The organism is Streptomyces sp. SID3212 (genome assembly GCF_009865405.1).
Lineage (GTDB): Bacteria > Actinomycetota > Actinomycetes > Streptomycetales > Streptomycetaceae > Streptomyces.
Genome location: NZ_WWJY01001175.1, coordinates 1 through 19,143, shown reverse-complemented (window position 1 = coordinate 19,143; position 19,143 = coordinate 1). Strand labels below are relative to the sequence as shown.

Here is a 19,143-nt window from a genome sequence, read left to right as displayed (position 1 = left end):
GCCCCGGCCCGGCGCCCACCGCGACGGCGGGAGAGCCGAGCCGCCGGGTGACCGCCTCCAGCAGGGGGCCGAGGACCCGGGCCCGGGACCCGGCGGGGACCGTCACCGGCGGCAGCACGTCCAGCAGCGGGCCCAGCGACAGGACCGCCTCCACGAGCCGGGCGAGCCCCTGCCCCGGGGTGGGCCCGCGGCCCACCCCGGTGGCGGCGTCAGCTGTCCCGGAAGACATGGCCCCGCGTGGTGCGGTCCACCAGCTTGTTGTGTCCGTACGTGTCCTGGCCCGCCACCAGCACCGAGCCGAAGCGCTCCAGCGAGACCGCGCCGCCGTACTCCTCGATCGACTCGGTGTCCGGGTAGACCCGGACCGAGGTGGGCACGTACCGGGAGGCGAAGCCCATCCGCATCTGCTGCCCGGGGCCCTCGTTGGGGTGTGAGGCGTGCATCAGGGTGGACCAGAACATGATGGCCTCGCCGGGCTTCATCACCATCGAGACGGCCTTGGACTCGTCGGGGACAAAGTCCTCGTCCTTCTGCAACTCGCGGTAGTCGTAGCCGAAGAAGCCGCGGCGGGTGGCGCCCTTGCGCTCCGTGTTGATCCGGTCCGGGTCGTAGTGCATCTTCTTGGTCTCGTCGTAGTTCATCTGCTGGTGGGAGCCGGGGATGAACTGGAGGCAGCCGTTGTCGACGGTGGCCTCGGTGAAGGCGGTCCAGACCGTGATCGTCCCGCCGAACTCCTTGAACTCGTCGGGCCAGAGGATCTGCGGCTCGCCCGAGGCGTTGGCGAAGGTGTCCGCCTGGTGCCAGTCGGTGCCCTCGTCGCCGGGGTACTTGGGGAAGAACTCGGTGCGCCAGCACAGGACATCGGGGCCCAGGGCGCTGACCACGCGGTCCACGATCGGCGCCCGGCCGATGTGGCCGGCCAGGAAGTCCGAGTCCAGGTGACGGTCGTAGTTGGAGATGTTGGTGTTGCCCGAGGAGGCCGCCTCGTCGCCGTAGACCGCCATCGACCGGTCCATCAGGGCCAGCCGCTCGCGCCGCCACGCGGCGGTCATCTCCTCGGGCTCGTTGACCTTGAACGGTCCGAAGAAGCCGTTGGTACGGAAGCTCTCCAGTTCCTGCTCGGACAGCGCGAACGCGCGGCCCTTTCCGGCGAGGGTCATGCCTGCTCCTTCACGTGGTGGTCGTGGGCACCGCTGTCCTGCCCGGCGTGCCGGCCGGTCCGCTCCTCCACGCAGAGGGCCAGCCGGGCGACGGTCGCCTCGCCGCCCAGTTCGGCACCGGTCAGGCGCAGTCCGAACCGCTGGTTGACCTGCGTGACGATCCGGACGAACGCGAGCGAGGTGGCGCCGATGTCGAAGAGGTCGACGCCCTCGGGGGGCGGCTGGGGGCTGCGCAGCACCTCGTGGACGATCTCGGTGACGGCGGCGACGGCGCTGGGCTCGGAAGGTGACGGGGGTAGGGAAGATGACGGGTGTACGGGCGCGGGCGCCTCGTCGAGGAGCCGGTGCAGGGCCTCCCGGTCGGTCTTGCCCTGCGGGGTGAGCGGGATCGCGTCGATCACCCGGTGGGCCGAGGGCCGCAGGTGGGCGGGGAGAGCGGCGGCGGTGTGCGCGGCCAGGGCGGCGGGCAGCGCGTCCGGGTCGGCGCCGCTCTCCGCCACCACGAAGGCCGCCAGGCGCCGGTCGCCGTCGTAGTCGTGCGTGACCACCACCGCCGAACGGACCTGGGGGTGGCCGAGCAGGCAGTGCTCGATCTCGCGCGGCTCGATCCGGAAGCCCCGTACCTTCAGCTGGTCGTCGAGACGGCCCAGGTAGCGCAGCTCCCCGTCGGGTGTGCGGACGGCGAGGTCGCCCGAGCGGTAGTGGCGGGTGACGGGGCCGCCGCCGAAGGACCCGGTGGTGAAGCGCTCGGCGGTCAGCTCCGGGCGGTCCAGGTAGCCGCGGGTCACCCCGGCCCCCGAGACGAGGAGTTCGCCGGGCGTGCCGTCCGGCACGGCGGCGCCGTCCGGGCCGGCCAGGACGAACTCCAGGTCGGGCAGCGGGATCCCGATCGGGCTGTGCTCGGGTGTGTCCAGGTCCGCCGTGGTGATCGGCCGGTAACTGGCGTGCACGCACGTCTCGGTGATGCCGTACATGTTCACCAGCCGGGGACACGCGTCCCCGTGCCGCTCCAGCCAGCCCGCCAGGTCCCGGACGTCCAGCCGCTCCCCGCCGAACACGACGAGCCGCAGGGCGAGTTCGCCGGTTCCCTGGTGGTCCGCGTCGGCGGTGTCGAGCTGGCGGAAGGCGGACGGCGTCTGGTTCAGTACGGTGACCCGCTCGGCGCGCAGCAGGGCGTGCAGGTCGGCGGGCCTGCGGGTGAGGTCCTTGTCGACCACGACCAGCCGGCCGCCGTGCAGCAGGGCGCCCCAGATCTCCCAGACGGAGAAGTCGAAGCTCGCGGAGTGGAACAGCGTCCAGACGTCCTCGGGGCCGAAGCCGAACCAGTCCCGGGTGGCGCTGAACAGCCGTACCACCTGGCGGTGTTCGACCAGGACGCCCTTGGGCAGCCCGGTCGACCCCGAGGTGTGGATCACGTACGCGAGGTCGCTCCCGGTCGCCGCCTCGCGGTCACCCTGGGCGGCGCCTGTGGTGTCGGCCCCGGCCTCGGCGCTGATCGGCAGGATCTCCACGTCCGGTGCGGTGGGCAGGGTCTTGGCCGCCTCGGCGGTGGCCACGACGGTCCGTACCTCGGTGTCCTCCAGCAGGTGGAGCAGCCGGGCCGCCGGGTAGTCGGGGTCGAGCGGGACGTAGGCGCCGCCGGCCTTGAGGATGCCGAGCAGACCCACCACGAGCTCGATCCCGCGAGGGGCGCCGAGCCCGACCAGAACGCCGGGGCGCACTCCCCCGGCGACCAGCCGGACGGCCAGAGCCTCGGCGCGGGCGTCGAGTTCGCCGTACGTCACCTGCTCGCCGGACGCCGTGACGGCGACGCGTTCGGGCGCCTCGACGGCCCTGTCTCGAAAGATCTCGTGCAGACTTCGGCCGCTCATGGCCGACACCTCCTGGTCCAGGGGTGAGTGGGGTCAACGCGCGGACGGGAGCCGGGTGGCGTACAGCCCCCAGTGATGGGGCGTCAGGGCGACGTCCTCGAAGGACCCCTGGGCGAACATCCGGGCCCAGGTGCCGCCCGCGCCCTTCTCGGGCGCCCGCTCCCGGAAGAAGATGTCCCGGACGCTCTCGTTCTGGACGTGCAGCTGGAGCAGCCGCTGGTACGTGCCCAGCGAGCGCAGGTGGATCAGCCAGTGGATGCGGTCCATCGGGCCGAAGGCGTCCTCGTAGAGGAGCACGGTGGCCTCGCCCGCCAGGTTGTCGTTGATCGCCTCGGCGGCCTCACGGGCGAACTGGCGGGCCTCGGAGCGGAAGTCGTACATGATCTGGGCGGTGCGGTGGATGACGATGCCGGCGTTCGCGGAGTGCAGCAGCAGGTCGTCGGGCTGGGAGGTCTGGTGCCGGGCGGGTGGGAGCGCCACGGTGGTCCCGGCCTCCTGGAACACCGTGCTCTGCCGCTCCAGCGTGCCGTCGACGGCGGTGCCGTACATGCCCCAGAACTGCGGCAGCAGCACCGACTCCCGCAGGGTGCCGTCGACGAACATCCGGGCCCAGCCGCCGCCGCCCTTGCTCTCGTCGATGCGGGCCTTGCCGAAGAGGCCGCGGTAGCCCTCGTCCTGGCTGCCCATCCGTACGAGCGTCTCGTAGTCGTCCATCGAGTTGAGGTGGATCAGCCAGTGCACCAGGTCCTTGGTGCCGAACGTCTCCTCGTAGACGAAGACGCTCGCCACGCCCTGCTGGCGCGTGTTGATGTATTCGGCGAGTTCGCGGGCGAACTCCCGGGATTCCGAGTGGAATTCACCGCGGACCTGGGCGGTGCGTTCGACGATCATTCCGGAGTTTCCGGAGTGCAGGATGTGTTCGGGCGCCAGGACGGTCTGGTGACCGGCCGGCGGAACGGCCGCTCCGGTCCCTCCGGTCGAATCCCCGGTTTCCGCTGCGGTCATGAAACCCTCCTGATCGAATACCCGGCGAAATGCCGCCGGGAACGTTCCGGAAATCCCCTGTCAGAGACTATTGAGCCGGGGTGACACTTCCTGCTCAGGATTGCGCACGCAGCATCGCGTTTGTCCGGTCCGTCAGAAGGGACGCGGCTCCCGTCATCAAACGGTCGGCGATGACGTCGACATGGCGGCGGCGCCAGTCGGCCAGCTCGCTGCCGGCGACGTACCGGTTGAACGCGCCCATCGCCGGGCCGCAGTGGATCTGGTAGTTGACCTGCTGCTCCGGAGTTCCGTGCATGGCCAGCCTGGTCGAGTGGACGAAGTACCAGCGGAAGACGAGGGCCATCCGGTGCCGGGCGCTGCGGCCGGCCCGCGCCAGCTCCTCGGGTGCAGTACGGGCGAGATGCGCCTCGGTCTCTCGCCAGACGTCCTCGACGGGGCGCCCGAAGCACTGTTCCTCCAGCGACCGTCTGGTCCTGTCGTCCAGCTCCTCCAAGGCGCCGTGCTGCCGGTAGAGCTGGTAGAGCTTGTTAGCCCGGGCGGGGAACAGCGTTCCCTTGCGGACCACTTGGACCCGCGCGCCCAGTTCGAACATGTCCCCGGCGGGCGCGTACGTGGTGTCCTGGACGTCCAGCCCGGCCAGCAGCTCCTTGACCGCCTCGGCGGTGCCCGCCTCGGGCGAGCACTGGTTGACCGACCCGGTCAGGACGAAGTCGGCCCCCAGCAGGAACACCGCCGCCACGGCCTCGGGGGTGCCGAGCCCGCCGGCCGCACCGACGCGGACCCGCTGCCGGTAGCCGTGCTCGGCGCAGGCCCGGTCCCGCAGCCGGGCAATGGTCGGCAGCAGGGCGAGCGCCACCCCGCCGTCGGTATGGCCCCCCGAGTCGGACTCGACACACAGGTCGCCGCTGACCGGCAGCCGGCGGGCGATCCCGGCCTCCTCCGGGGTGAGCCCGCCCTCCGCCAGAAGCCGGTCGACCACGGCGGTGGGCGCGGGGGCCAGGAAGGCCCGCGCGACCTCGGGCCGGGACACCTTGGCGATCACGTGCCGGCCGGGCACGGGCCGGCCGTCCGCGTCCTGGCGGGCTCCGGAGAAGCGCACCCGGACCAGGGCCGGGGTGATCCGGGTGAAGCCCGCTGCCTCCACGCTCCGCACGCCGGAGCGAACGCAGAGCGAGGCCACCGCGTCCTCCCGTACCGGATCGGCGGGCGTGTGCAGCAGATTGGCGCCGTACGGGCGGTCGGGTCCCGACTCCCGGGCGATCCGGTCCAGGTCCCGCGCGATCCGGTCGAGGCCGAGTCCGCCGGTGCCGAGGAAGCCCAGCAGGCCGGCCCGGCCCATCCGCAGGACCAGCTCGGCGGAGGAGATGCCCTTGTACATCGATCCCGCCAGGTAGGTAGCCCGGACCCGGTGATCGCGGCGGAACTCGGCGCTGCCGAGGCGCTCCGCGCGGAAGACGGCGGGGGCCTGCGGCGGGGGCGCGGGGACCAGCGGCGTGGAGACCGGCGGCCTGGGATCCGGCGGTGCGATCGCACCGTTCGGCGGTACGGAGTCCCGGTCCGCGGCGGGTTCGGCGGAGGCGGGCGGCCGTACCGCCGCCTGCCGGGGCGCGGGCGCCGGCGCGTCCTTCAGGGCGGCCTGCCAGAGCCCGGTCAGTACGGTGCCGGGTCCCCGCTCGTCCACGTCCCGCACGCCGAGGCCGACCAGGCGGGTCATGCTCCGCGCCCACTGCACGGGTTCGGCGATCTGCCGGGCCAGCAGCCCGGCCACGTCGTCCCCGTAGGGCGCGGCGGTCACGTTGGCGATCACCGGCAGGGCGGGCGGGCGCAGCGTGAACCCGGCGAGGAATCCGGCGAACTCCGTGGCCGCCGCCCTCATGTACCGGGAGTGGAAGGCCGTACGGACGGCCAGCGGCACCGTCCTGGCCGTGCCGTCCTCGCGCAGCCGGGCCGCCACCGTCCGCAGTTGCTCCGCGGGGCCTGAAAGGACCACCTGCGTCCGCGCGTTGTGGTTGGCGATGTCCACGGTGTCGGCTCCGTACCGGCCGAGCGTCCCGGTCAGTTCCTCGGCGGACAGTCCGAGAACGGCGAGCATCCCGAAGCCGCCGTCACCGCCGCCCGACATCAGCTCGCCGCGGCGCTTGACCAGCCGGACCCCGGTCTCGAAGTCGAAGCAGCCGGCCGCGAACAGCGCCGCGTACTCGCCGAGACTGTGGCCGGCCAGCACGCCGGGTTCCGGCTCGCCGTCCGCCCGGGCGGCCAGCACCGTCAGCGCTTCCACCACGAAGAGCGCCGGTTGGGCGTAGCGCGTGTCGCCCAGCCGCCGGTCGGGATCGTCGAGCAGGAGCGGCGCGAGCGGGAAGCCGAGAACGGCCTCGGCCGCGTCCACCAGGGCGCGGTGACGGCCGATCAGACCGGCGCCCATGCCCTTGCGGTGTGAGCCCTGCCCCGGGAATATCCAGGCGCGCACGAGTGCCCTCCTCCTCGTCGGTGAGCGGATGAAACGCGGGGTCAGCGCGGGGCCGTGGGCGGGACCTCCCGGCCCGTCCCGGCGGCGAAGCCGGCGATCCGGTCGCGGACCCGGTCCGAGGCCATCAGCCGGACGAACTCGTCCACGGCCGTCCGACCGGTGTGTTCGTCGAGGATCCACAGCCGGCGTGTGTAGCGCTTGAGGTCGGTCACCGTCGCGGGGTCCAGCTTCGAGGCGCGGAAGAGGAGCCGGCGCAGCGCGGGCCCGCCGTCCTCGGCCAGTTCGTCCACGAGCCCGTGGACCGCGGCCTCCCGGGCGGCGACCGGCAGGGTGCCGAGGGCCATGGCGTAGGCGCGCTGGAAGCCGACCCGGCGGATCAGGAAGGGCAGGACCGAGCAGGGCAGCAGTCCCCAGAGCGCCTCGGGGAGGCTGAACCGGCTGCGCTCGGTGGCGTGGACGAAGTCGCAGGCCGCGGCCAGTCCCACGCCGCCGCCGACCACCTGGCCGTCGACCTGGGCCACCACGATCCTGCCGAGGGTGGTGAGCCGCTCCAGCAGGGCGAAGTAGTCCTCGCCGCCCTTGCGGGTGTCCTGGACGTCCGCGCTCCGGTCGTCCGTGGCGTCCGTGGCGTCCGAGCCGTCCGGGCCGCGCGCGGCGCCGGCCGCCGCGACGCCGGAGAGGTCCATGCCGCTGCAAAAGGTGTCTCCCTCGGCGCGCAGGACGACCACCCGGCAGTCCTCGGTGCGTTCGGCGAGGTCCAGCGCGGCGCCCAGCTCTGTGATCAGGTCGCGGGTGATGCTGTTGCGCTCCCCGGGCCGGGTGAGCGTCACGGTCAGCCGGCCCCGGTCGTGCTCCAGGCGCAGCGTCCGGTAGGCCGTCGGGCCCGGTGCGGGTCCGGTCAGCTCCACCGGTACCTCCGGTGGAACGCGCTGATCTCGTCGAGCACCAGGAGCCCGCGCCCGGCGAACCCCTTCTCGTAGACGGTCCCGTACCCGGCCGGGTCGAAGCGCTGGTCGCGTACGCCGGCCATCCGCAGCGCGCCGCCGTCCGCGAGCGTCTCGTACTCGGGCATCGAGAGCGGGTACCGGTCGGCGATGGCGGCGTCGATGCCGAGGGCGGCGAGCCGCGCGCCGGCGCCCTCGGGGACCACGCCGCTGTAGAACTCCGAGGCGCAGCCGGAGCCGTACGAGAACATCCCGACCCGGCGGGGTCCCGCCTGCGGTCCGTCCCCGTCGATCAGCGAGCACAGGGCGAGGTAGAGGGCCGCGGAGTAGACGTTGCCGACGCGGGAGCAGTAGTCGAGCGAGGCGGCGGTGCGCCGCTCGAAGTCGGCCTCGACGGCGGCGGTGTCGTACCCCTTGAGCTTGCGCAGCAGGGTGCGGTGGGCGGACCGCACCATTCCGGCGAACGGGGTGTGGAGCACGAGCCGGTCGAAGGTGGTGACGATGTCCGCCCCGACGACGCGTTCCGCGTAGTGCCGGTAGCTCTGCTCCAGGCAGGCCAGGTAGGAGAGCAGGGAGAGGTCCGAGTCGCCTGCCTCCAGGTCGGGCCGGGGGCGCAGGGTGTCCATCACCTCGTAGCTGTGGAAGCCGCTGGCTCCCGGGTCGAGGGCCAGGACGCGCGGCCGGCCGCCGACGATCATCGCCACCGCGCCGGCCCCCTGGGACGGCTCCCAGTAGGTGTCGCGCGCGGCGGCGCTGGCCGCGTCGGCGGCGACGACCAGTGCCTTGGCATCCGGGTCGGCGCCGACTTCGAGGAGGGCGGCGGCCGAGCGGAGCGCGGCGGTGCCGCCGTAGCAGGCGTGCTTGGTCTCGAACGACCGGCAGCGGCGGCTGAGGCCGAGCGCGTCGTGCACGTAGGTGCTCAGCGGTTTGCCGTAGTCGAGGCCGGACTCGGTGCCGACAATCACCAGTTCGATACGGTCACGCTCGGCCTGCGTCAAGGCGTCGACCAGTGGTTTCGCGGCGTTGACGGCGTTGGTGACGGCGTCCTCGCAGGGCAGGTTGACCGACTTCTGGCGCATCATCAGGTTGCCGAAGCGGCGCATGTCGAGGCCGCGTGCCTCGAAGAGGGTACGGACGTCCAGCGAGGCCCTGCCGACGTAGGCGTTGACCGCCTCGATGCCGACCTCCATCTAGTTGCCCGCTCCGGCGTGACGGGGCACGAGGACGGTCTCCTGGAGGGTGCCGTCCAGGAACATGCGGCCCCAGGTGCCGCCCCCGCGGCCCTCCGGGATCCGGCGGCCGGTCAGGATCTCGCGGAACTCGGCGTCGGTGCGCTCCAGTTCGACGATGCGGCTGTAGTCGTCGAGGCTCCGGAGGTGGATCATCCAGTGGATGCGGTCCTGGGTGCCCCACTGCTCCTCGTACAGGAAGACGGTGGCGTGGCCGGCCAGTGCCTCGTTGATCCGGCTGAGCCAGGCGAAGGCGAAGTTCCGCCCCTCCTTGCGGAACTCGAACCTGACCTGTCCGGTGCGGTGGACGATCACGCCGGCGTTGGCGCTGTGGAGCTGCTGCTCGGGGAGTTGGTCGCTCTGGAAGCGGGCCGGCACGGCGAAGAGGCCGCCGAGGTCGGCCTCCTCGTGGGCGTGGGTCAGTCCGTGCTGGGGGACGATCACCCGCTCGTGGAAGGACCCCTGGAGGAACATCCGCTCCCAGTTGCCGCCGCCCTGGTCGGCGAGCCGGTCGGAGGTGGAGACCTCCTGGAACTCCGTGTTGTGGTCGACCATTTCCAGGAGCTGGCCGTAGTCGTTGGGGGCCCGCATGTGAATGAGCCAGTGCAGCCGGTCCTGGGTGCCGAACAACTCCTCGTAGACCAGGGTGGTGGCATTCGGGTGCAGCGCCTTGTTGGTGAAGAATTGGAGGTCCCGTGCGAATGACCGGCCCTCCGTGCGGAATTCGTAGGCGAGTTGCCCGACCCGGTGGATGATCAGTCCGGAATTACCCGTGTGCAGGAGTTGCTCGGGAGGTTCGGCGACCTGCTCGGCCGCCGGGGGGACGAATGACCATGCCATGAGGAGAAATTCCCTTCTGCGTGGTTCGGCGGATTCCACCGGCGGCCGGTCAGCACGCTCGATTCCGCGGTGCGGCCACGCTATCCGGGCGCGGAAACCGGCCTCTGCTCAATGTTGGGCAACACCTGAGGGCACCGGATCGACTAGACTCCCCGTCAAGCGGACCGCCTGGTCCTCTTTGCTCGGGACGTCGGCCGCGGCAGCCCGCGGGCCCCGCCCGATGATTGGAGTGCGCCTTCATGACCTCTGTCACCAGCGAGTCCCTCCGGTTCGACAAGGACGCCGACGACTACGACGCGTACCACGGCGGCCTGGAGCGCGGCCGCAAGGCAGCCGAGGACCTCTCCCCCCACCTGCTCCCCGGTGCGGTGCTCGACATCGGCCTGGGCACCGGCCTGGTCGACGTCGGCCTGACCGAGCTGGGCCATTCCGTGCTCGGGGTGGAGGTCGCCCCGCAGATGGCCGCCCGGGCGGAGAGCCGCCTGAGCGGGCGGGTCGCGGTCGGCGACGCCCACCACCTGCCGTTCGCCTCCGGCTCGCTGCCCAACGTGGTCATGGTGCACGTGCTGCACGTGGTGGACGACATGGACCGCGTGCTGGAGGAGACCGCCCGGGTGCTCGCCCCCGGCGGCCGGCTGGTGACCGTGCACGGCGTCCCGGTCGCCGAGTCCGACGACCTGGTCGACACGGAGTCGCCGCTGAACGTGCTCAAGCCCACGGTCCCCGACACCCCGGAGCGGCTCGCGGCAGCCGCCGCCAAGGTCGGGCTGCGGGTGCTGGAGGAGGCCTCGGTCAACCCGTACGAGATCGACCTGACGCCGAACCAGTACGCGGACAGCATCGCGGGCCGGGTCTGGTCCTACCTCAAGGACGTCGGCGAGGAGGACTGGGAGCGGCTGGTCGTCCCGGTCGTCGCCGCCATGCGGGCGCTCCCGGACCCGGACACCGAACGCCACCAGGTGTGGCGCGTCCCGTTGACCGTGCTGGCGAAGAACTGACCGGCCGGGGGGCTGACATGGGATCCACCACGACCGGCCTGCCCCGAGCGGGCTCCGCGGACGGCACCTCGGGCGGAACCCTCACCGACCTGCTGCGCGAGCGCGCGGACGCCGACCCGGACGGCATCGCGATCGTCGTCGACGGCCGGGACCCGCTCACCTTCGGGGAGTGGAACCGGCGCGCCGACGCCGCCGCGCACGGCCTGCTGCGGTTCAAGGAACCGCGCCTCAGGCGGATCGCCCTGTACTTCGGCGGCCTGGACTGGATCGACTACGCGGTCGCCTACCACGCGGCGCAGCGCGTCGGCGCGATCACCCTGCACCTCAACGACACCATGCCGGCCGACGAGATCGCGCACCGGCTGGCGGAGTGCGGGGTGAACGGCATCGTGCACGGCACCGGGCTGACCCCGCCGGCCGGCTCCAGCGGCTGGACGGCCTCGCTGGACACGCTCGACACGGGGCGCCACGACCCGCCGGCGCCACCGCCCCGGATCGACGGCATCGCCGACATCCTGTACACGTCGGGCACCACCGGGCAGGCCAAGGCCATCACGGTGACCCATGCCAACATGCTGTTCGGACGGGCCAAGCCCACCATCGACACCCTCGGCAACGCGGACCATTTGCTGGCCGCGATGCCGCTGGGCACCTCGTCCAGCCAGGGCACCGCCTCGCTGCCCCTGCTGTCCCGCAGCATCCTGCTGGTGGCCCCGCCGAACGACCCGGAGCGGATCGCGGAGCTGATCACCGGTTACGCGTGCGGCTCCATCATGATCACACCGGCCACCGCCCTCGCGCTCGTCCGGGCCCGCGTGCACGAGCGGCACGACCTGAGCAGCGTGCACACCGTCACCACCGCGTCGTCCGCGTTCCCGCCGGCCGTGGCCCGCGACCTGCTGGCCGCGCTCCCGGGGGCGTGCCTGGCCATGGCGTACACCTCACTGGAGGCCTCGCCGGCCGTCACGCTCCACCTGTTCGACCCGGCGAAACCGCTCTCGATGGGCCGCCCGGCGCACGGGACGGAGCTCCAGATCACCGACGAGGAGCACCGGCCGCTGCCGGCCGGGGCGGTCGGCGAGATATGGATGCGTACCGCCGCGCCGAAACGCCGCTATCTCGACACCGACCTCGACCAGCGCTTCAACGTCGGCGACTGGACGAGGATGACGGACCTCGGACGGCTCGACGAGGAGGGCGAACTGACCTTCTTCGACCGGGCGGCGGACGCGGTGCGGTCCGGTGGCGCGCTGATATCCAGCATCGCCGTGGAGGCCCAGCTGTACGAGCACCCGGACGTCGAGGAGGTCGCCGTGATCGGCGTCCCCGACGCCGAGCTGGGCCAGGCCGTCGCCGCGGTCGTCGTACTGACCTCACAGGACCGGCTCCCCGACGTCCGCGCGTTTGTCGAGGCCCGGCTGGACAAGGCCGAGATCCCGGCCCGCTACATCCTCACGCGCGCCCTGCCCCGGAGCTTCCTCGGCAAGGTGCTCAAGCGCGAACTGCGCGCCCGGTACGGCTCACCGGACGCGGCCCTGCCGGCCTGACCCGCGGGGCCGTACGGCCCGGCCCACCGATCCGTCGATCCACCAGGTCGATCCACCACAAGGAGAACCAGATGCCGCTCGACCCCGCCCTTCTCGACGTCCTCGGCTGCCCCGACCACCCGGACGCCGGCCTGCGGCACGACGCCGGAGCCGAGACCCTGACCTGCCTGGACTGCGCCCGCGACTTCCGGATCGTCGGGGGCGTACCGGTTCTGACGACCCAGAACCAGCGGCGGTAGCGGGTACGGTGCGCCCCCCGCCCTGCGACGTCTGGTGGGCCAGGACGGACTGGCTCCGCCCGGAACACCTCACCGTGCTCGGGGCGGCGGAGAGCGAGCGGCTCCGGCGCTACCGGTACCCGGCCGACCGGGACCGCTCCGCCCTGGGCGCCGTCCTGCTGCGGGCGGTCGCCGCGCGGGCGCTGGGGTCGGCGCCGGGCGCGGTGGCCGTGGACCGCTCCTGCCCGTCGTGTCCCGGGTCGCACGGCAGGCCCGTCCTTCCCGGGACCGGTCTGTACGTGTCGACCAGTCACTCCGGCGCGTTCGTGGTGGTGGCGGCGACCCGGGCCGGACCGGTCGGGGTGGACGTCGAGGAGGAGCCGAGCAGGCTCGGCACGGATCTGCGCGTCGGCGCCCTGGGCCCGCGGGAGGCGGCCGGCACCACGGACGCGGCGGGCTTCGTCCGCTGCTGGGCCCGCAAGGAAGCACTGCTCAAGGCCGTCGGTATGGGCATCACCGTGCCGCTCGCCGAGGTCGACCTGGGGCCGCCGGGCGAACCGCCGCGCCTGCGCCGGTTTCCCGGGGCCCGGCCCGACCAGGTGTACGTCACCGACCTCCCGGCGGCGGAGGGGTACGCCGGGGCGGTCTGCGTCCTCGCGCCGGGCCCCGTCCCGGTCAGGCACCATGATGCGGGGCCCCTCCTGCACTCCGGTCTTTTCGGGGAGCCCTCAGTCACCGGCGGGCCCGTCCTGTCGGGCGGGCGGGTCCGATGACCCGCGGCGTCCGGCGGGACGTACCGGCCTGCACCCACCACCCTGGAGGTCCTCCACCGTGTCCCGCACTCCCGCAACCGGCTCCCCGGCCACCCGGTCACGCGCCGACGCCGTCCGCAACCAGCGGCTGCTCGTCGACGCCGCGGCCCGCTCGTTCGCCGAGGGCGGCCTCGGCATCACCGTCTCCGAGATCGTCCGGGAGGCGGGGCTGGGCAAGGGGACGGCGTTTCGCTGCTTCTCGTCCAAGGACCACCTGGTCGCCGCGATCGTCACCGAACGCCTGGACGAACTGACCTCGTTCACCGTCTCGTTGGCCGACGACGAGGACGCCTGTGGAGCGCTGTACTCGTTCATGCGCACGGCGGCGCGGCTGTACACCGCGGACCGCGGCTTCTTCGAGGCGCTCTCGCTGGCGCCGCACGCGCACCCCGAGGTGCTGGCGGCCGAGGAGAAACTGACCGACGCGGTGACCGCCGTGCTGCGGCGGGCCCAGGACCGGGGCGCGGTGCGGGCCGACATCAGCACGGTCGACGTCATGCTGCTGCTCGGCGGTGTCCGGCAGGCCGCTGCCCCGCTGGGCGCGGAACTGCCCGAGCTGTGGGAGCGCTACCTCGACGTGGTCTTCGACGGGCTCCGTACCCCGGCGACCGACTCCCGCGACCGGCCGCTGGCCGGGGCCGCCCCCTCCGTGGCGGACTACCGCCGGGCGGTGGAGGCACTCGGAGCACCGTGACGGGCCCGCCCCGGGCGCCGCCCGGGGCACCCCGCCGCCCTGCTCGACCCGGCACCGAACGCCCGTACGGCCCTACCACCGCCGTACCCCTGTCCCCCGTATCCCTGTCTCCACATCTCCGTCTCCACAAAACGGACCGGAAGGTCCGCTTACGATGTTACGATCCCGCGGAACCGGCCTCGCCCGGTCCACCGACCTGCTGTTCTGTCAGGAGCGCCTGTGACCAACTCCTCTGCCAAGGGCACCCCGCCGAGTCCGGAACCAGCACTGTCCGGACCGCGCCGGCCCGCGCTGATCATCGTGTTCCTCTGTCTCGCCGACTTGATGGTCGTCCTGGACGCCACGATCGTGAACGTGGCCCTGCCGTCCATCAGGTCCGACCTGGACATGTCGCAGGGCGACCTCCAGTGGGTCGTCAACATCTACGCTCTGATGTTCGGTGGCTTCCTCATCCTCAATGGCCGGCTCGGCGACCTCTTCGGCCGTAAGCGGCTGCTGCTGGCCGGCGTCGTCCTGTTCACGGTCTCCTCTGCGGTCAACGGCCTGGCGACCGACTCCGTCGTCCTGATCGCCGGGCGTGGCGTCCAGGGCCTGGCCGGCGCCATGATCGCGCCCGCCGGACTCTCCATCATCAACACCTCCTTCAAGGACGCCTCCCTGCGCACCAAGGCGCTCGGCGCGTGGGGCACCATCGCCGCCGCGGGCGGTGCGCTCGGCCTGCTGCTCGGCGGCCTGCTGACGGCCTCGCTGTCCTGGCACTGGATCTTCTTCATCAACCTCCCGGTCGGCGCGGCCGTCCTGCTCGGTTCGCGGCTCATCCCGGACTCCCGGGTCGACGACGGCGACAAGTCGGTCGACGTGGTCGGGGCCGTCAGCATCACCGGCGGCCTGCTGCTGCTCGTCCTCGCCCTGAGCAACGGCCAGTCCTGGGGGTGGACCTCCGCCCGCACCCTGGGGACAGCCGCCGCCACGGCGGTCCTGCTGGCCGTCTTCGTGGTGGTCTCGCTGCGCGGCCGTGCGCCGATCGTCCGGTTCGGGATCTTCCGGATCCGCTCGCTGGCCGTCGCCGACCTCGTGCTGCTGATGCTCACCTCGGGCATCTTCTCGATGTTCTTCTTCTCCTCCCTGTACTTGCAAGGTGTCCTCTCCTACAGCCCGGTGCGGGCCGGGCTCGCCTTCCTGCCGGCCGCCATCGGGGTGATGGTGGGCGCCACCCTGGCCCAGCCGACGGTGGCCAGGCTCGGTCCCGTCGCGGTCGGTACGACGGGCCTCGCGCTGGGGGCCGGCGGCATGCTGCTGCTGGCCCGCCTTCCGGAGAACGGCAGTTACGCCGCCGACCTGCTGCCCGGCCTGCTGACGCTCTCCATCGGCCTCGGCATCGCCTTTGTCCCCGTCACCCTGCTGGCCACCTCCGGTGTCCCCGAGCGGGACGCCGGTCTGGCCTCGGGCCTGTACCAGACCGTCCAGGAGATCGGCGGCGCGCTGGGCCTCGCCGTGCTGTCGGCCGTCGCGGTGCGCCAGGCCGCCGCCGACCTCGGCGACAACCCGTCACCGGACGCCGCCGCCCAACTGGCCGCCCAGGTCTCCGGGTTCCGTGCCGCGTTCGCGGTCGGCGCCCTGCTGCTGCTTGCCGGAGCCGTGCTGTTCTGCGCCCTGCTGCGGAAGCGGCATGTCGAGGCGGCGCTCCAGGAGTTGACCCAGCAGCCGGCCGCGACGGAGCCGGTGGCCGATCCCGCCTGACCCGCCTGATCCCGACCGACGGCGCCTGACCCACCCTGACGCCGCCTGACGTGGTCACCGAAGGAGGGCCGGTGCCGGGGACGCGGTCACGGGCCCTCTTTCCGTCTGCCGTACGGACGGTCAGTCCTCCGGGAGGCTCCCGCCCGCCGCGAGCAGTTCCAGCAGGCCGACCGCTTCGGCCGGCCCCGGCAGGTCGCGCAGTTCGGCCCGCAGGCGCGCGGTGTTCTCCCGGAAGCTCCGGTCCCCCAGCACCTCGGTGACCGCCGTCCGTACCGCCTCCGGGGTCAGCGTCGCCGGGTCGACGCGGCGTCCGATGCGCAACTCCTCGACGCGGCGGGCGTTGTCGGGGTGGTCCCCGAGGAACGGGACGACCACCTGCGGGATCCCGGCGTCCATCGCGCCCACCACGGTGTTGAAACCGCCGTGGGTGACGGCCAGCGCGCAGTGGGGCAGCAACAGGCTCTGCGGGATGTAGCGCTCCACCCTGATGTTCGGCGGCAGCGGCCCCAGTTCGGCGGGGTCGCTGTCCCGGTCGGTGGTGGCGACGACGTTCACCGGCTCGTCGGCGAAGGCGGCCAGCACCTGGCCGAACAGTGCGGGGAAGGCCCCGGGCACCCAGCGGTTCGTGATCGTCCCGAAGGTGACGTAGACGGTCGGACGGTCCGGCAACTCGGCCACCCACGGCGGCAGTTCCTCGTCCTGGGCCCGGTCGAACGGCATCGGCCGCAGGGCCCGCATGGTCCGCGGCCGGTACCGCGCCGGGTACAGGTAGCCGGGCGGCGCGCAGCACAGGTGCAGGTGGCGGTGGAGCATCCGCTCCTCCGGGTCCGGCGCCAGCCCCGCCTCCTCGCGGGCCAGCGCCAACTCCTCGGTGATGAGGTCCTGGAGCGGCCGCATGTCGTAGAGCGGGGTGGTGTCCAGCGCCGCGTGCGGTACGCCGAGCACTTCGGCGGCCACGGCGCCGCCCACCTCGTAGCTGTCGCGCACGATCACGTCGGGCCGCCAGTCCTTCGCCAGGGCGAGCAGGTCCGGGACCATCCGGCGGGTCCGTACCCCGTACAGGACACGGGCGATGGCCACCCGGTCCATCTCCACACCGTGCGGTGCCAGGCCCCGGGGGCTCTCCTTGATCCGGAGGAACTCGGCGTCGCCGTCGCCGTCCCGGCCGAGGCCGGCCGGGAAGCCGCGGAATCCCGTCGCCTCGACGGCCGGGAGCATCGACTTGCCGGTGGCGAAGGCGACTTCGTGGCCCGCCGCCCGGGCGGCGGCGGCCAGCGGCACGAGCGGATGGAAGTGCCCAGGGGCCGGTGTCGTCGTGAACAGCACACGCATCGAGGACTCCTCAGCAGTCGGTTTCCAGGTGTGTACCGCCCACCCGGGGTTCTCCGCTGCTCAGTTGTGCCCAGTCCGGCCCCCTCGGCCGGCCCACGCGCACCTCACCGCCGGTCGGCGACCACGACGCGCGCCGGGCCGTCCGGTACGCAGACCGGCAGGAGTTGCTCCGCCTCGGCCACCAACTCGGCCGTCACGGTACGGGAGAGCCCCGTCAGCGGAGTGAGCGTGAGCACCGCCTCGCGCCGTTTGCGGTCCAGCGCCCACACGCCGGCCACCGTTCCGTCCACCAGGAAGGTCGGCCGCAGCTGGAGGTTGGCCTTGGCGTAGACCAGGTCCCGGTACTCCTGCGGCAGGATGCGGGCCCGCCGCTTCGGCGCGTACGCCAGCAGGGCGCTGTCGAACCAGGGCAGCAGGCGCACCGGCGCGGGCTCGCCGGCCGGCGGGCGGGGCGCCTCCGGCAGGTCGTAGAGGAGCTGTCCGCCCTCGTCCTTGAACACCTCCAGCCGGTCCTCCAGCGACTTCAGCAGGGCCTTCACGGGGGTGACCTTCGCCCCGATCCACTGGGCGACGTCGGCGGCGCCGGCCGGTCCGAAGGCCCGCAGGTGGCGGTGGACCACCTCGTGCAGCGCGTCCTCCGCCGACGGCGGCCCGCCCTCGGGGACGGGGGCGGCGAGCACCCCGTCCGGTACGCCCTCGTCCCAGACCCCGCCCACCGGGGAGCGGGTGACGGCCACCGTCGAACGGAACGGACGCCACTTGTAGGTCCGTTGGAACTCCAGCTCGGCCGCGTCGATCGCCTCCGGGTGCGCGGCGACCCACTTCTCGATCCAGTCGGCCACCTCCTCCGGGGAGCGGGCCACGGACCCGGCGAACTCCGTCAGGCGCTCCCTGAGCCGGTCCGCCGCGGGATCCGACTCACCCCGGGTCCGGCGCCAGGTGTCGTCCCCGGCGGCCACCACGACGGCGGCGTACGCGGCGTGCTGGGCCGGGGTCACCAGGTGGAGCGTGCGCCTCAGCAGCGTCCCCACCACGAGCGTGCGCCGCTCCAGCGCGGTCCGCACACTGCCGGCGTCCACCCCGCGCACCCGGGTCCACAGCGCGACCGGCAGCGCGGGACCGTACTGCGCCTGTACGGCCCCGATTGCCTCGACGGCCTCCGGTAACGGCAGGTCCAGCCGCTCCAGCAGCCCCTGTCTGGCCAGCAGCGCCCGGTTCAGCTCACGGTCCGTCAACGTCTTCGGAGTCACTGCCCATCCTCCCCGCGGATATCTGCCGCGAGCCAGCCTAGGGCTGTCCTGGGGGCCGCACCCCACACTTGCCGGTGTTCCGGCGAGGCGGCTCCGCGTCCGAGGCCGCTGTGTCGGTGAATGCGCAATTGTGTCTATCCGGTGTCCTCCGGCGGCTCCTAGGTTCTCGCTCTGACTCGCCTGTCGGACACCGTGGGAGTGGGAGACGGACCGGATGAGTGCAACCGACAAGACCCGCCCTCCGCACACGACCGCCCGCCGACGGTCCGTCATCCTCGCCTGCGTCGCCCTGGCGGTGGTGGCCGTGGCCGTCAGCCTGCTCGCCCTGCGCCATGCGGGCGCCACCGCGTCCGGTGACGGGGTGAGGGCCGCCGCCGACCACCCGGACCTGACCATGCGGTTCCTGATCGCCGTCGTGGTGGTCCTGGGCGTCGCCCGGCTGGCCGGGCGCCTCGCCGTGCTGGCCGGGCAGCCGCCCGTGATGGGCGAGATCTGCGCGGGCATCGCGCTCGGCCCCACCCTGCTCGGGCGGATCGCCCCGGACGCGGCGGCGCGGCTGTTCCCCGACGGGGTCCTGCCGATGCTCAACGGGCTGGCCCAACTCGGCCTGGTCCTCTTCATGTTCGGCGTCGGACGGGAACTCGCGTCGGTGCGGCTGCGCGGTACGGGGAGCCGTACCGTACTCGTCACCCAGGCGTCGTTGATGGTGCCCTTCGCGGCGGGGACGGTCGCGGCCGTCGCACTCGGCACCGCGTACCTCGGACCGGCCGGGGACCCGGTCGCCTTCACCGTCTTCCTGGGCTGCGCGCTGAGCATCACCGCGTTCCCGGTGCTGGCCCGCATCCTGGAGGAGCTGCGCATGACGCGCAGCGAGGTCGGGCGGCTGAGCCTGCTGGCGGCGGCGGTCGGGGACGCGGGCGCCTGGCTGCTGCTGGCAGTGGCCGTGGCACTGACCCAGGGTCCCGGCACGGTACGCCCGGTGGTGACGGCGGTGGGCGGGCTCGCCGTCGTCCTGCTCCTGCTCTGGCCGGTGCGC

General features: G+C 72.8%; 17 protein-coding genes. 7 read left to right on the top strand and 10 right to left on the bottom strand.

Features of this window, described 5'->3' with window-relative positions; all coding sequences use genetic code 11:
* From GT042_RS35235 to GT042_RS35200, 8 genes are all read right to left on the bottom strand, one after another.
* Positions 1-229: hypothetical protein (locus GT042_RS35235; protein WP_202534658.1), on the bottom strand; the 229-nt coding region annotated here is incomplete at its 3' end.
* Complete coding sequence (locus tag GT042_RS35230; protein ID WP_161312756.1) at positions 210-1,160, bottom strand: chlorinating enzyme; 951 nt, start codon at positions 1,158-1,160, stop codon at positions 210-212. The genes GT042_RS35230 and GT042_RS35235, both read right to left, overlap by 20 nt.
* Positions 1,157-3,031 (bottom strand): amino acid adenylation domain-containing protein, encoded by a 1,875-nt coding sequence (locus GT042_RS35225; protein WP_161312755.1) that lies wholly within the window; start codon positions 3,029-3,031, stop codon positions 1,157-1,159. Before GT042_RS35225 ends, GT042_RS35230 begins: the two co-directional genes overlap by 4 nt.
* Positions 3,032-3,064: 33 nt before the next feature.
* Positions 3,065-4,036, bottom strand: a complete 972-nt coding sequence (locus GT042_RS35220) for a DUF6039 family protein (protein WP_161312754.1) — start codon at positions 4,034-4,036, stop codon at positions 3,065-3,067.
* Positions 4,037-4,130: 94 nt separating this feature from the next.
* Positions 4,131-6,503, bottom strand: a complete 2,373-nt coding sequence (gene fabD / locus GT042_RS35215; RefSeq protein ID WP_161312753.1) for an ACP S-malonyltransferase — start codon at positions 6,501-6,503, stop codon at positions 4,131-4,133.
* A gap of 41 nt (positions 6,504-6,544) precedes the next feature.
* Positions 6,545-7,411, bottom strand: a complete 867-nt coding sequence (locus tag GT042_RS35210; RefSeq protein WP_202534656.1) for an enoyl-CoA hydratase-related protein — start codon at positions 7,409-7,411, stop codon at positions 6,545-6,547.
* Complete coding sequence (locus GT042_RS35205) at positions 7,402-8,637, bottom strand: hydroxymethylglutaryl-CoA synthase family protein (protein WP_161312752.1); 1,236 nt, start codon at positions 8,635-8,637, stop codon at positions 7,402-7,404. The genes GT042_RS35210 and GT042_RS35205 overlap by 10 nt, the downstream gene beginning before the upstream one ends.
* The gene (locus tag GT042_RS35200; RefSeq protein WP_161312751.1) at positions 8,638-9,516 is read right to left on the bottom strand and encodes a DUF6039 family protein; all 879 of its coding nucleotides are present in this window, start codon (positions 9,514-9,516) and stop codon (positions 8,638-8,640) included.
* A gap of 239 nt (positions 9,517-9,755) precedes the next feature.
* On the opposite strand from GT042_RS35200, the gene GT042_RS35195 reads away from it, so the two are divergent.
* The 6 genes from GT042_RS35195 to GT042_RS35170 all read left to right on the top strand — a co-directional run bounded on the left by GT042_RS35195 (position 9,756) and on the right by GT042_RS35170 (position 15,525).
* Positions 9,756-10,514 carry a class I SAM-dependent methyltransferase gene (locus GT042_RS35195; RefSeq protein ID WP_161312750.1) on the top strand — a complete coding sequence of 253 codons (759 nt, stop codon included), beginning with the start codon at positions 9,756-9,758 and terminating at the stop codon, positions 10,512-10,514.
* Positions 10,515-10,531: 17 nt separating this feature from the next.
* Positions 10,532-12,061 (top strand): class I adenylate-forming enzyme family protein, encoded by a 1,530-nt coding sequence (locus GT042_RS35190; RefSeq protein ID WP_161312749.1) that lies wholly within the window; start codon positions 10,532-10,534, stop codon positions 12,059-12,061.
* 71 nt (positions 12,062-12,132) lie between these two features.
* A complete protein-coding gene (locus GT042_RS35185) occupies positions 12,133-12,300 on the top strand; it encodes a Trm112 family protein (RefSeq protein WP_161312748.1) in 168 nt (55 codons plus the stop codon).
* A gap of 8 nt (positions 12,301-12,308) precedes the next feature.
* Complete coding sequence (locus tag GT042_RS35180; RefSeq protein ID WP_161312747.1) at positions 12,309-13,052, top strand: 4'-phosphopantetheinyl transferase superfamily protein; 744 nt, start codon at positions 12,309-12,311, stop codon at positions 13,050-13,052.
* A gap of 58 nt (positions 13,053-13,110) precedes the next feature.
* Complete coding sequence (locus GT042_RS35175; protein ID WP_161312746.1) at positions 13,111-13,785, top strand: TetR/AcrR family transcriptional regulator; 675 nt, start codon at positions 13,111-13,113, stop codon at positions 13,783-13,785.
* 219 nt (positions 13,786-14,004) lie between these two features.
* Positions 14,005-15,525, top strand: a complete 1,521-nt coding sequence (locus GT042_RS35170) for an MFS transporter (protein ID WP_202534654.1) — start codon at positions 14,005-14,007, stop codon at positions 15,523-15,525.
* Positions 15,526-15,645: 120 nt separating this feature from the next.
* Here GT042_RS35170 and GT042_RS35165 read toward each other — a convergent pair whose 3' ends face one another.
* Both GT042_RS35165 and GT042_RS35160 read right to left on the bottom strand, forming a co-directional pair.
* The gene (locus GT042_RS35165; RefSeq protein ID WP_161312745.1) at positions 15,646-16,857 is read right to left on the bottom strand and encodes a glycosyltransferase; all 1,212 of its coding nucleotides are present in this window, start codon (positions 16,855-16,857) and stop codon (positions 15,646-15,648) included.
* A 104-nt stretch (positions 16,858-16,961) separates the two neighbouring features.
* The gene (locus GT042_RS35160; RefSeq protein ID WP_161312744.1) at positions 16,962-18,107 is read right to left on the bottom strand and encodes a winged helix DNA-binding domain-containing protein; all 1,146 of its coding nucleotides are present in this window, start codon (positions 18,105-18,107) and stop codon (positions 16,962-16,964) included.
* A gap of 214 nt (positions 18,108-18,321) precedes the next feature.
* Between GT042_RS35160 and GT042_RS35155 the strand changes: the two genes are divergently transcribed.
* Positions 18,322-19,143 (top strand): cation:proton antiporter (locus tag GT042_RS35155; RefSeq protein ID WP_202534651.1); only part of this gene is annotated, 822 nt, incomplete at its 3' end.